This window comes from Virgibacillus sp. NKC19-16, assembly GCF_021560035.1.
Taxonomy (GTDB): domain Bacteria; phylum Bacillota; class Bacilli; order Bacillales; family Amphibacillaceae; genus Virgibacillus_L; species Virgibacillus_L salidurans.
This window is the reverse complement of the sequence record NZ_CP074373.1, coordinates 2,314,707-2,327,963: the sequence shown is the minus strand read 5'-3', so window position 1 is coordinate 2,327,963 and position 13,257 is coordinate 2,314,707. Positions and strand designations below refer to the sequence as shown.

The 13,257-nt window shown below is 40.0% G+C and carries 13 protein-coding genes; 6 read left to right on the top strand and 7 right to left on the bottom strand.

Going from position 1 to position 13,257, the window contains the following annotated elements; translation table 11 throughout:
- Nucleotides 1-97 precede the first annotated feature (97 nt).
- Nucleotides 98-1,243: a trans-sulfuration enzyme family protein gene (locus tag KFZ58_RS11995; RefSeq protein WP_235791540.1), complete on the top strand. Its 1,146-nt coding sequence runs from the start codon at nucleotides 98-100 to the stop codon at nucleotides 1,241-1,243.
- Between the two features lie 277 nt (nucleotides 1,244-1,520).
- Here the strand turns inward: KFZ58_RS11995 and KFZ58_RS11990 are convergent, their stop codons facing one another.
- From KFZ58_RS11990 to KFZ58_RS11980, 3 genes are read right to left on the bottom strand one after another with little or no spacing between them, the layout of a single operon-like run.
- The gene (locus KFZ58_RS11990; protein WP_235791539.1) at nucleotides 1,521-2,534 is read right to left on the bottom strand and encodes an NAD(P)/FAD-dependent oxidoreductase; all 1,014 of its coding nucleotides are present in this window, start codon (nucleotides 2,532-2,534) and stop codon (nucleotides 1,521-1,523) included.
- Between the two features lie 23 nt (nucleotides 2,535-2,557).
- A complete protein-coding gene (locus tag KFZ58_RS11985) occupies nucleotides 2,558-3,583 on the bottom strand; it encodes a FecCD family ABC transporter permease (protein WP_235791538.1) in 1,026 nt (341 codons plus the stop codon).
- Entirely contained in the window at nucleotides 3,583-4,596 is a 1,014-nt protein-coding gene (locus KFZ58_RS11980; protein ID WP_235791537.1) for a FecCD family ABC transporter permease, read from the bottom strand. Before KFZ58_RS11980 ends, KFZ58_RS11985 begins: the two co-directional genes overlap by 1 nt.
- Nucleotides 4,597-4,685: 89 nt before the next feature.
- Here KFZ58_RS11980 and KFZ58_RS11975 point away from each other — a divergent pair, with 89 nt between their 5' ends.
- The 5 genes from KFZ58_RS11975 to ytkD all read left to right on the top strand — a co-directional run bounded on the left by KFZ58_RS11975 (nucleotide 4,686) and on the right by ytkD (nucleotide 8,219).
- Nucleotides 4,686-5,636 carry an iron-hydroxamate ABC transporter substrate-binding protein gene (locus tag KFZ58_RS11975; RefSeq protein ID WP_235791536.1) on the top strand — a complete coding sequence of 317 codons (951 nt, stop codon included), beginning with the start codon at nucleotides 4,686-4,688 and terminating at the stop codon, nucleotides 5,634-5,636.
- Between the two features lie 209 nt (nucleotides 5,637-5,845).
- The gene (locus KFZ58_RS11970; RefSeq protein WP_235791535.1) at nucleotides 5,846-6,673 is read left to right on the top strand and encodes an ABC transporter ATP-binding protein; all 828 of its coding nucleotides are present in this window, start codon (nucleotides 5,846-5,848) and stop codon (nucleotides 6,671-6,673) included.
- A 101-nt stretch (nucleotides 6,674-6,774) separates the two neighbouring features.
- A complete protein-coding gene (locus KFZ58_RS11965) occupies nucleotides 6,775-7,095 on the top strand; it encodes a hydrolase (protein ID WP_235791534.1) in 321 nt (106 codons plus the stop codon).
- Nucleotides 7,096-7,193: 98 nt separating this feature from the next.
- The gene (locus KFZ58_RS11960; RefSeq protein WP_235791533.1) at nucleotides 7,194-7,703 is read left to right on the top strand and encodes a hypothetical protein; all 510 of its coding nucleotides are present in this window, start codon (nucleotides 7,194-7,196) and stop codon (nucleotides 7,701-7,703) included.
- An 18-nt stretch (nucleotides 7,704-7,721) separates the two neighbouring features.
- A complete protein-coding gene (gene ytkD, locus KFZ58_RS11955; RefSeq protein WP_235791532.1) occupies nucleotides 7,722-8,219 on the top strand; it encodes an RNA deprotection pyrophosphohydrolase in 498 nt (165 codons plus the stop codon).
- Between the two features lie 568 nt (nucleotides 8,220-8,787).
- Here the strand turns inward: ytkD and KFZ58_RS11950 are convergent.
- The 4 genes from KFZ58_RS11950 to pckA form a co-directional block, all read right to left on the bottom strand.
- Nucleotides 8,788-9,594, bottom strand: a complete 807-nt coding sequence (locus KFZ58_RS11950; protein WP_235791531.1) for an ABC transporter permease — start codon at nucleotides 9,592-9,594, stop codon at nucleotides 8,788-8,790.
- Nucleotides 9,584-10,393 carry an ABC transporter ATP-binding protein gene (locus tag KFZ58_RS11945; RefSeq protein WP_235791530.1) on the bottom strand — a complete coding sequence of 270 codons (810 nt, stop codon included), beginning with the start codon at nucleotides 10,391-10,393 and terminating at the stop codon, nucleotides 9,584-9,586. The genes KFZ58_RS11950 and KFZ58_RS11945 overlap by 11 nt, the downstream gene beginning before the upstream one ends.
- Before the next feature lie 17 nt (nucleotides 10,394-10,410).
- Nucleotides 10,411-11,403: an ABC transporter substrate-binding protein gene (locus KFZ58_RS11940; protein ID WP_235791529.1), complete on the bottom strand. Its 993-nt coding sequence runs from the start codon at nucleotides 11,401-11,403 to the stop codon at nucleotides 10,411-10,413.
- 260 nt (nucleotides 11,404-11,663) lie between these two features.
- Nucleotides 11,664-13,250 (bottom strand): phosphoenolpyruvate carboxykinase (ATP), encoded by a 1,587-nt coding sequence (gene pckA, locus KFZ58_RS11935; RefSeq protein WP_235791528.1) that lies wholly within the window; start codon nucleotides 13,248-13,250, stop codon nucleotides 11,664-11,666.
- Nucleotides 13,251-13,257: the final 7 nt, after the last annotated feature.

The window sequence follows — 13,257 nt, the reverse complement described above, 5'->3', positions numbered from 1 at the left end:
ACACGTAAATAAAGAATAGGATCCGTATGTTGGATTTTTCTTTTTGATTCGTTAAAGTAGATAGTATTATTATGTAATAGGCTAAGGGAGAGATAATATGACAACAAATTTTGACACGCGGGCAGTTCATCTATCCAATAAAGAAAAGAAATCATTTACAAGTAAGGTAACTCCAATCTATCAGACCTCTGCCTTCAAGTTTACCGATCTTGATGACATAGAAGATTTTTTTAACGGGAAGAATGATTATTTGTACACCCGGGTTGGTAATCCAAATCCGGATGAATTAGGCGAAGCAATTGCACAGTTGGAAGCCGCCCCGCATGGTGTGGCGACTTCTTCAGGATTGTCGGCGATTTTAGCAGGAATATTGAGTGTCGCGAAACATGGTGACCATATTGTTGCATCTAAGGATATCTATGGAGGTACATATGAATTGTTAGCAAATGAATTGCCGGATTTTGGGGTTGAGGTTACATTTGTTGATTTTACTAGCCAGAAAGCAATTTCTGAAAGTATTAAATCTACCACTACACTGATTTATTCGGAGTCTATAACGAACCCATTACTGCGTGTGGAAGATTTGTCTGCACTAGTTACTATTGCGAAGAACCACAATCTTTACACAATGATTGACAATACATTCGCAACCCCTTATTTCTGTACGCCATTTGAAGAGGGCGCTGATTTGGTTGTGCATAGTGCAACGAAATACATTGGCGGGCATAGTGATGTTACTGCAGGCGTGCTAGTCGGTAGGGGAGACCTGATTGCTAAAGCGAAATCAAAAGTAGTTAATTTAGGCAGTAATTTGAGTCCTTTTGAAGCATGGCTTGCTTGCCGTGGGTTAAAGACTTTAAGCGTAAGAATGGAGCGTCATGCCAAGAACGCTCAGAGCCTAGCCAGTGCATTAAAAGAAAACAAAGCTGTAAAAAAAGTTTATTATCCCGAGAATGTGTCATCGAAAGGAAACGGAGCGATCGTCACAATTGATATCACCGGGAAATGTAATGTAGTTGATTTTTTCAAATCGTTAGACTGGATAAAAATAGTTCCTACGTTGGCAGGTGTGGAGACATCTGTTTCATATCCACTATTCACTTCGCATCGTGCTGTTCCTGAAGCTTCCAGGAAGGAGCTTGGCATCACAGAAGGGCTAGTACGGATTTCGGTAGGAATAGAGGATGTAGCAGATATTATCGCCGCCTTTGAACATGCATTAAAGGAATCTGTTCTGTCATAGCTAATAGTTCTGGAATTAAAGTGGAGGCAAGCGCTTGTAAGAAGTCGTTAAGCTTTTGGCCGAAATAGTAAACCGTAACCATAATGTTTTACTAGGCATGTTTAGTTGAAGTTTGATAGCGGAAAGCAACAGGTAATATAGTGCCATGTTTGCATTTCCTGCGAGTGATTGGGAGTATGCTTCATTAAAACGGAGAAGATAGTGTTTCATAAACAGGCGTGCTTGCTGAATAACAAAGAGCGGTACAGATTAGTCATGTCTGTACCGCTCTTTTAGTCTAATCCTCTTTTATCAATGGTTCATAATTCGTAGAGTATATCGTTTCCAGCTGAGCTTTCGGTGATAGATACAGCTTCGCATTGTTAACAGCAATCGGCCCTTCATTAAAACCGCCGGCTATTAAATTCAATTTACCGGGAAAGCTCGCTATATCACCGACAGCAAATATACCGGGGATGGATGTAGACATCTGCTCATCTACCTGAATAGAACCACTATCCATTTCCATGCTCCACTGTTCGATAGGTCCTAGATCAATATGAAATCCATGATTTACAATGATTGTATCGATTGGAATTTCTTTTTGTTTCTGTGTATCGATATGTTTAATCATAGCACTGGAAACCTGTCCGTTCTCTCCCTTTACTTCAGTTAATCCATATGGCTGAAAAACGTCAACAGAAGAGTTCATCATTTTTGTCACATTGCTTTCTATTCCGGAAAATGTTGGCTTACGGTAGACTAGTGTAACTTTTTCTGCAATGGATTCCAGCTCATTCGCCCAATCAACTGCTGAATTTCCGCCGCCGGAAATAAGCACATGTTCTCCTTTAAAATGATCAAGCTTTCGGATGGTGTAATACAGGCTTTTTTCTTCATATTCTCCTGCCTCTGGGATATCTAATTTGACGGATCTCAATGTGCCAAACCCTGTAGCCAAAATAATTGTCTTTGTATGATGCTTAGCTCCATTACTACTTGCTAACAGAAAGGTTCCATCTTCCAGTTTCTCCATTTCCGTTACCTGTTCTCCTAAAACAATTGTCGGATCAAATGTCTTTGCCTGTTCAATCAGATTTTCGGTTAATTGCTCGCCGGATAGTTGAGGTATTCCACCGATATCTCGAATGACTTTTTCCGGATAGAAATAGGGAACTTTACCGCCCAGGAATGGTAAATATTCAATGATTTTTGTTTTCATCTCCCGCATACCGCTGTAAAAGGCGGTAAACAATCCAACAGGCCCTCCACCTATGATTGTGACATCGTATAATTCGAGTTGGTTTGACATGAGAACGTCCTCCCTGATGTGTGTTACTTTGTTTTCATCAATAAATAGATAAAGTATGGTGCACTTAAGATAGATACAATGATTCCAACAGGGATTTCCGTTGGAGCCAGTATGTTTTTGCCGATTGTATCAGCCACCATTAAGAGTAATGCTCCAATCAGTGTCGAGATTGGGATAATATACTGATGCAGTGGTCCAATTATTTTTCGTGCGATGTGTGGAACTACTAGTCCTAAAAAGGCAATTCCACCGCCAGCTGCTACTGATGCTCCTGCTAGTGCAACTGCAATCAGCAGCAATAAACGTCGTTCTTTTTCTACATTTGATCCTAAGCCTGAGGCTACTTCATCCCCTAAGCTCAATACATTTAACGCGTTTGCCTTATGCAGTGCAATCGGTATAAGTATAAGTATCCAAGGTAATAAGGCTACCACAAAGGTCCAGCTCGCATTCCATATATCCCCGGACAGCCAAACCGTAGCTTGTCTGAAATCCTGTGGATCCATCTGTAATTGGAAAATAACAAGGAAAGCACTAAACCCTGCATTGACACCAATACCTACTAAAATGAGTCGAATTGGATTAACACCTTGTTTCCATGCCAATACATAAATTAACAGCGCCGCACCCATTGCTCCTATTAATGCAAAGATAGGCATCATGAAAATAGAAAGTGACCCTGATGTATCAAGGCTATCCTGGAAAAAGAATAAAAATAACACGACAGCCAGCCCTGCACCTGTATTTATCCCCAAAATTCCCGGATCAGCAAGTTCGTTTTGGGTGACTCCCTGCAAGATAACGCCAGATACAGCAAGCCCTGCACCTATTAATAATGCTAACAGGATGCCTGGTAAGCGAAAATCAAACAGGACAAGTTCCTGTCGATCCGTCCCATTATTCATAAATGTTTGTAAAACTTCACCTGGTGCAATTTGGATGACACCGGTACGTAAACTAATAAAAAACATGATGATCAAAAGCGTGATTAACAATGCAATAATCCATAGAAATTTTTTTCGTTTCGCGTTTTGCGCATTTGTAATCATTATTTTCCACCTCCACTTCCACGGGCTAAGTAAAGGAAGAAAGGAACGCCAATGAGGGAAGTAATGGCCCCTACCGGTGTCTCAAAAGGAGCATTGATTAACCTGGCCACAACATCAGATAGCACAAGTAAAAGCCCTCCGAATATGGCTGCTGATGGTATGATCCAGCGATAATCCGTTCCCATAATAAAGCGTGTAATATGTGGTATGATAAGTCCGACAAAACCAACTGCTCCGGCAATGGAAACAGCTGCACCTGTTAAGACAAGTACGGCGAAGATTCCCAGTATTTTTGTTAGGAGATTATTTTGACCTAACCCGGTGGATATGTCGTCACCTAGACTAAGTACTGTAATCGATTTAGAGATGATTAATGCTAGGACCATACCTACTATTCCTGCAATCAAGAGAATTTGAACAGAGGTCCAACTTGCCCCAGCGAGTCCGCCTGCCAGCCAAAAGCCCATTTCTTTTTCTAATTGAAAATGCAAGGAAATCATGGAAGATACTGAACTTAGCATTGTACCAATTGCAACACCTGCCAGCGCCAATTTAACAGGCGTTAATCCACCTGCAGAAAACGAACCTATCATAAACACAAGCGTTACTGCCAGCCCAGCACCAATAAGGGAAGCGGCAGTTAAGCCTAAGTTTGAGGCCGTTGGGAAAAACGCCAGCATAATCACAAGTGCAAAAGCTGCCCCATCTGTAACACCCATAATGGATGGGGAAGCCAATGGATTTCGAGTCATCCCTTGCATGATCGCACCAGAAACTGCTAGAAACGCACCTACTAATAGTGCGGAAAATGCCCGCGGTAAACGTAATTCCTGTATAACCTGATGTGTTGTTAAATCGGGATTGAAATGGAAGATGGCTTGCCAAACGGTTATGAGCTCAATATCTGTAGCACCGTATGAAACCGATAATCCAATCGAAAGAAGTAATGCAAAGATTGCAGCAATATTTATAATTGTTTTTAATAGGCTTGAATGATTGATCGTTGATAACATCGTTTTCCCCTGAATTGTCATTGACTTTCTAATTGAAAATGAATATCATTACCATTAGATGACAATTATAACATAAAGGGGACATACATATGTATTCAAATTATAAATCCCACTTGATTTTTATCGTGATGGCATTTGGGCTGCTACTGTTTATATCCGCATGTGGAGATGATGATTCCACCTCAGAACCTGATACAGATACGAGCGGGGAAGTGACTGTGGATTCTGAAATGGGAGAGGTGAGTATACCAGAAAGTCCAAGCAGAATCCTAGCACCTTTTCATGAAGATGCAATGCTCGCACTTGGTGTTACACCAGTTGCGAAATGGTCGATAGGGGAGCAGATTCAAAACTATTTGGAGGATGATTTGCAGGATATACCGAGTATTGAATGGAGTCTTCCTTTAGAGCAGGTCCTTAGCCATGAACCTGATCTTATTATTTTGGAAAATAATATGGAAAGCTATGAAGGAACCTATGAAGATTACAACGAAATTGCGCCAACTTACGTCATGACCGAAGAAACAACTAAAGACTGGCGTAATCAGATTGAAACCTTTGGCAAAATGCTAGGAAAAGAAAACGAAGCTGAAACAGTATTAAATGAATATGAGGAAAAGGTAAATGATGCCAGCGAACAATTAGATGAAGCTCTTGGGGATGAAACAATTGCTGCAATTTGGGCCACAGGAGATCAATTCTTTTTATTTGAAGAAGACCGGCACAGTGCAGAAGTACTTTATTCTGAAGTGGGAATAAATGCGCCAGCTCTTGTTGAAGAATTAGGTGCTGCAGAAACACAATGGAACCCGATCTCGCTTGAGGCGCTTTCTGAGCTGGAAGCAGATCATGTATTTTTACTGGCTGAAGAAGGAGAGCAGGGTATAGAAACCTTGGAAAATAGTTCCGTATGGCAAAGTACACCTGCAGCTGAAAACGGAAATATTTACATGATCAACGATCCAAGTAATTGGACAAATACGGGAGTAATTGCTGCTGAGCAAACGATTGACGATGTTTTAAATGCGTTGGGTATTTAAATAAAGTGACTGTCACCTATATGTAGTGACAGTCACTTTATTTAATTTTTCATTCACAAAACTGTTACACTAAATGAAAACGATTATCATTGACTAATCTGCTCACAGCCAATACAATGGAATTAGTCAGAATGGTTATTTTGGAAAAATTCAAACATATACATATGTATGTGTGTGCTTTTATGCATGAATGTAGGGGAGAGATTCCAATGCAAACACTATCGGCAACTGATTTAACCCTTGGTTATGGGGAAAATATCATAATAGATGATTTAAATATAGCAATACCTAAAGGTGAAATTACTGTCTTAATTGGTGCTAATGGAAGTGGGAAATCTACATTATTACGTTCTCTGGCCCGCTTATTAAAGCCAAAAGGCGGCGACATTGTTTTAGATGGTGAAAATATCGCGAAGATGGGTACAAAAGAAGTTGCTAAAAAGCTATCTATCTTACCGCAGGGTCCGGTCACACCTGAAGGCCTGTCCGTCATGGAACTTGTTAAACAGGGGAGACATCCGCATCGCGGGTTCCTGAAACAATGGTCAAAAGACGATGAAGATGCTGTGAACGATGCGCTTGAATCAACAAACATGCTTGATTTAAAAGATCGATCCGTTGATTCATTATCCGGTGGCCAGCGACAGCGCGCATGGATTGCCATGACATTGGCGCAGGAGACGGATGCTATCTTACTTGATGAGCCGACAACCTACTTAGATATGGCGCATCAAATTGATGTTCTTGATTTACTGTTTGATTTGAATGAAAAGGATGGACGTACCATTATAATGGTTTTGCATGATTTAAACCTTGCATGCCGCTACGCACATAATGTTGTTTCCATAAAAGATAAACAAATTTATGCAACAGGAAAACCGGAAGAAATTGTTACATGTAATTTAGTTCATGATGTTTTTCAAATGAAATGTGATGTGACCTATGATCCGAGATTTGGAACACCAATGTGCATCCCTCATGGCAAAGGCCGTTGTGTATTTGCCAATCAAAATCAACAATCAGCAATAACTTCCTAAGAGCGACTACCCATCAGAATGTTCTGGTGGGTTTTTTATATAAAATTTCATGCATGCTTTCTACGCTTTTAAGGCAAATTAAGCCTAGGAGGTGTGCTGTGATGGAAAAGAGAAAGTATTATGTGAATATTGGGTCTGGGGAAATTTCTCAAATCAAATATGATAATAATGAGGAATTTGTCATTCATGCAACAGAGGATGAGGTTAGATTATTACGTTCAAAGCTGGAAAATATGCATGATGCGAGCTTCAATTCGTTCTGGCGGTCTCATGTACCAATTATGCCATACCATAACGATAAACCGAATGATGATTATGACAGTAATATTGCACAAGCTTTTCAGATGCTGTATGACTGGGGCGATGAACGAGCGAAGTCTCATATTACAGAGATGGGAATTTTAAAAGACGATCATATGTGAAAAAGGGTAGGAATAGAATGTAATCATGTTCTATTCCTATTTTTTGGTTTATCTTTCCAGCTTAAGAGGAATAGTGTACATAGAGGGAGGTTATATCAATGGAAAGAAAACATTTTAAGAATAAGTACTGGATTTTAGGAACAGGAATTATATTATTTTTATTTACGTTGGTTAACACAAATGATCTACAAATAGTGGAAGCTGAAGAGGATCAGCAAAAGGAAGAACATATCACACATGAAGAGGTGATTTCTTTAACAGGTGAATTCATGGATATTCTTGTACAGGAAGCAGATGAAAATTACAAGGTTGTAAATTATGATACCAAAGATGAATTGCTAAATGCTTTTGAACAAGTGACAACAAGAGAAACTGCTAAAATCTATGTTGATTATTTCTACAGGGAAGAAGCAGACGGTCTGTATATTCTCCCAACAGAAACACCACCATGGTTCATGGAAGAAAACGAATATGATATGGTACAATTGGATAATAAGCAAGTCAAAGTCGTCCAGGAGAACCAAAGCTTTTTCTATGACGAATATGAGATAGAAATTGAATTTAGTTTTGAAAAGGAATGGAAGATAACAAATATAAGCATTAGATAAGTAAAGGCAGTTGACATCATGTATACATTCAGAGATTACTATAACAACGAAGTGAAACTTTCCTTTGATGATCATCCTTTTTCGACCTCGCCAAAACATGTATGGGTTGTATGCAGGCACAAGGATGATTGGCTTTTAACAAAGCATAAGGGAAGGGGATATGAATTTCCTGGTGGTAATGTAGAGGAAGGTGAAACAGCGAGAGAGGCTGCTATTCGTGAAGTAATGGAAGAAACAGGTGGAAAAGTAGAAGACATAAATTATATTGGCCAATACTATGTTGCCGGAAAAACGGAAACCATTATTAAAAATGTCTATTTCGCTCAAATTGATCAACTCATCCAGCAGGACACCTATTTTGAAACAGACGGACCTTTCCTGTTAAAAACAATCCCGTCCAACGTTAAGGATAATCATTTATATAGTTTCATTATGAAAGATGGCGTGTTGGACTATTGTATGAAACATATTCGAAAGACATGGCTTACCGTCGGATCTGAGTCGCAAAAGCGTTAATTTTATATAGGCTGTTTTTTAAAAGACTGGGACTGCACCAAAGGTTCCCACCGAAGACATTTGTTGTTTTTGACATAAAAGATGAAAACTGCGACATAATTTAAAATTAAGATTGATGCTTTCACCCGCCGCTACGGAAATACATTCCGCTTTCCGCGGGCGGCTGGTGAGCCTCCTTGTGCTGGCGCACTGCGGAGTCTCACCTAGACCTTTGCTCCCGCAGGAGTCTTCATGTATTTCCTTCGCTAGCATTAGTTACTATATATTATTTGTGTAATAAAACGAAACAGTTTCGTTGCTCTCATCACGAGTCCGGGTGAGTGGAGGGCAGTCGACTCCTGCGGGAATAGCACGTGTCCGAAGACCCCGCAGAGTGGTTTTCTCGAGGAGGCTGAGGCCGTGCCCGCGGAAAGCGACTGCCCGGAACGATCCCGGACGGCGGCGAGTATTGCACATAATGTCGCAGTTTATATCAACTAAAAGAGACAATACTTACGAAAAGAGCTTTTATATAAGAAAAAATCGCCTATAATCTGGAATAGGCGATTTTTTCGTGTGATTTTCTTAATTAAGTTGAATGCTTAATCAGCCATTTTTCAATTTTCTCTACGATTTTATACATAATCGCAGCAAATATTGCAATGAGGACTAAGCTTGACATCACAAGTGAAAAATCAAATACTTGGAATCCGTAAATAATTAAATATCCTAAACCTTGCTTTGAAACGAGAAATTCACCAACAATGACACCAACCCATGAAAGGCCTACATTTACTTTTAATGTAGAAATCATTGCCGGAAGTGTTGCCGGAAAAATGGCTTCCTTAAAACGCTGCCACCTCGATGCTCCAAAGCTTATGAGTACTTTTTCATAATTTGGGTCGACTTCATTGAAAGCAGAATACACGACAAGCGTCGTAATAATCACTGAGATGATTGCCCCCATGGTAATTATCGAAAAATAACCAGGACCGAGGGCGACAATAATAATGGGACCAAGCGCTACTTTAGGCATCGCGTTCATAATGACAAGATAAGGATCCATAATTTTGGAAAATCGTGTGGATGACCAAAGTAATGTAGCAATTACTATACCTAGAAGCGTACCAATAATGAAGCCAAGCACCGTTTCAAACAATGTTACCTGGATATGTGTGACCATTGATCCATCCGTAAATCGGTCAACTAGTAAATTGAAAATTTTAGTTGGAGAACTAAATATCAATGGATCAATCCAATATAATCTGCTCGCAAGCTCCCATAGTGCTATAAATGTTATTAAAATAGAGATCTGCCAAGCGAAAACAATCTTCTTTTCACGCTTTAACTGATTTTTATAGGCTTCATAAAGGTGGTAATCGGATTTAGTTTCCATTATTATTTGACACCACCTTTGATTCTGATGAAGCTTTATCTTCATGTTCCAACTCATCCCATATTTTATCGAAGAGGATTTGATATTTTGGATGTCTTCGAACTAAAAAAGGCTTTTCGTCACGTAATTCAATAGGGACTTCGAATACTTTAGCAAGGCTTCCGGGATTGGCATCCATAATACAAATACGGTCACTCATGGCAATTGCTTCACCGATATCATGTGTAACAAGGATGGTCGTTTTGTGATACATTTTTAGTAGATGGGATACTTGATCCTCCAATTTGAGTTTTGTTTGATAATCCAGAGCTGAGAATGGTTCATCTAACAGGAATATTTTCGGATCATTTATTAATGTTCGAACAAGTGCGACCCGTTGACGCATTCCACCGGAAAGGGAGCTTGGATAAGCGCCCGCAACGTCTGCTAAACCAACGTTGTTAAGTAAATCCAATGCTTTTTCTTTGGTTTCCTCTGTGTCATTGTTGTTGATTTTCGGACCTAATAAAACATTGTCAATAATTGTTTTCCATGGAAATAAATAGTCCTGCTGCAGCATGTATCCAATTGCTAATTCGGAGTCACTTATTGGTTTCTGCTGCAGAAGTACATGCCCGGCAGTTTGTTTCATAATCCCCGCAATAATAGAAAGGATTGTTGATTTTCCACAACCGCTTGGGCCGAGCAGGGCTACGAATTCGCCTTCTTTCACAGATAAAGATATATTATCCAATGCTTTTGTGTAGCTGTTTTTAGAAAAGTAATGATGTGTTACTTGATCTAAGGTTAGAAAAGACAAAATGGGGACCCCCCTCCTTAGTTAGTGATAACTTCCTCAGCAATTTCCGTATTTACAAGGTCCTCGTAACCTACATCTGCGGGTAATTCACCTGCTTCTTCCATAATCGCCTTTAGATTTTCCCATTCTTCTTCATCCAAGGTGGGATCTGTTGAAAAGGAGCCCTGGTTTTTATAACGTTCGATCGCTGTAGCTAACATATCCACTTCGGTATCCTCGAAATAAGGTTGGATGGATTCTGCGATGTCTTCGGCACTATTTTCCTGCACCCATTGCTGTGCTTTATAGATTGCGCTTGTAAACTTGCTAAGTGTCTCTTCATTTCCGTCCATATAACTTTCCTTCGCCATATAGGAAGTATAAGGTACTTGACCGGATTCCTCTCCAAAGGAAGCCACAATATGACCGTTTCCTTCTTCTTCAAAAACACTTGCTGTTGGCTCGAATAACTGAACATACTCATAGTCGCCTGATGCAAACGCTCCTGGTATATTGGCAAAATCAATATTTTGACTTAAATTCAAATCGGCATGTGGATCAATGTCATGATTTTTTAATACAAATTCACCAACCATCTGTGGCATCCCACCAGTACGCTGCCCTAGAAATTCACTTCCCCGAAGATCATCCCATGTAAATTCAGGGTCAGGCTCCTTGGCAACCAGAAATGTCCCATCTGTAGCAGTTAATTGTGCGAAATTAACAGCATAGTCTTTTGAGTCCTGTGCGTACACATAAATAGAAGTCTCGGAACCAACAAGTGCAATATCAGAACCGTCTGATAATAGTGATGTCATTGTTGTATCACCGCCCCATGTTGTCTGCAGTTCAACATCCAATCCTTCTTCTTCAAAAAAACCTTCTTCAATCGCAACATATTGCGGTGCATAGAAAACAGAACGTGTCACCTCGGCAAGTTGAATCTGCGTATTTCCATTCGATGAATTACATGCGGAAAGGAAAAGAAGTAGCACAATTGAAATAACAGCGATAAGCTTTGTTTTTTTCATACAGTTCGACCCTTTCAATTTCAGTAATGATATGTCAAAATAGCTTATGCTTTCTGGAAAAAATGTGTGAATGCCTAGTTCCGGTAAAGTGAAATTATTTTCGGAGTTGCCATGACGGGAAGAATCAACCTGAGAGCAGAAATAACTGGAGAGCGGAAAAAACCGATCTCCATCGTAGAGATCGGTTTTCACCAGCGGACTTGCTCGCTCCGCTTTTCCACATATAAATGAAATCCTTTGGGATGAGGAAACAATAATTTTTATGCTTTATACAATGGTCCTGCTTCTTTAATGGAATCAGTTACTTGTGAGAATTTCTCAAAGTTCTCATGAAATTTCATGGCAAGTGATTGAGCGGCAGTCGTATAAGCATCTTTATTTTCCCATGTCTGTTTGGGAACAAGTACTTCGTCAGGTACACCCGGTACGTGTATTGGAATTTCGAGACCGAAAATACTATCTTTCGTTGTTTCAACTGCATTAAGTTCTCCCTCTAAAGCGGAATGAACCATTGCACGGGTGTGCGATAATTTCATTCGCCTGCCCACACCATAGGATCCACCGGTCCAGCCGGTATTTACTAAAAAGACATTGGAATTATGCTGGTCAATTTTTTCTCCTAACATTTCCGCATAAGTTGATGGTACCAGCGGCAGGAATGGTGAACCAAAGCATGCTGAAAATGTAGCCTGTGGCTCTGTTACCCCGCGCTCTGTACCTGCCAATTTACTTGTATATCCGCTTAAAAAGTGATACATGGCTTGCTCTTTCGTTAATTTACTAATCGGCGGCAAAGTTCCGGAAGCGTCAGCTGTTAAGAAAATAATTGTATTCGGATGTCCGGCAACGCTTGGGCTTATAATATTATCAATATTGTCTAATGGATAGGCGGCACGTGTATTTTCTGTTAACGACACATCATCATAATCAGGAAGTCGTGTTTCATCATCGAGAACGACATTTTCCAGCACGGAGCCAAATCGAATCGCATTAAAAATTTGCGGCTCTTTCTTCTCGGACAGGTTGATACACTTTGCATAGCAGCCCCCCTCAATATTAAATACGCCGTTTGGACTCCATCCATGCTCATCATCACCGATTAAGCGACGGTATGGATCAGCGGATAACGTTGTCTTTCCAGTTCCCGATAGACCAAAGAATAATGCAACATCGCCTTCTGGGCCAACATTTGCCGAACAATGCATTGATAAAATATTTCGTCTCGGCAGTAAATAATTCATAACCGAAAAGATAGATTTCTTTATTTCCCCGGCATATTCCGTTCCACCGATCAAAACAACCCGCTTTTTAAACGAAATAATAATAAATGTCTCTGAATTGGTACCATCAATTGCCGGATCTGCCTTGAAATTCGGTGCTGATACTACCGTGAATTCAGGCTGGTGTGAAGCAAGTTCTTCATTTGTCGGGTTAATGAATAATTGGCGAGAAAATAAATTATGCCATGCATACTCATTAATTACTTGAATTGGAAGACGGTAAGCAGAATCCGCTCCAGCAAACCCTTTGAATTGATATAGCTCATCTTTTTCCTCTAAATACGTGAGTACTTTTTCGTAAAGCTTATTAAAGGAGGTTTCATCAATGGCTTGATTAACGGGACCCCAATCAATAAAATCCTCACAAATGTCATCCTTCACAATAAATTTATCTTTTGGTGAACGACCTGTATAGGTTCCTGTCGTTGCCCGAACAGCCCCGGTTGCAGTAAGAACACCTTCATTTTTTGATAATATATTCTCGACCAAACGAGGAACAGGTGCATTTTTAATCAGGTTTTTATGGGAAGATATATTTTTGTCTAATGCATTTTCTACCGTTTTCATATGAAAT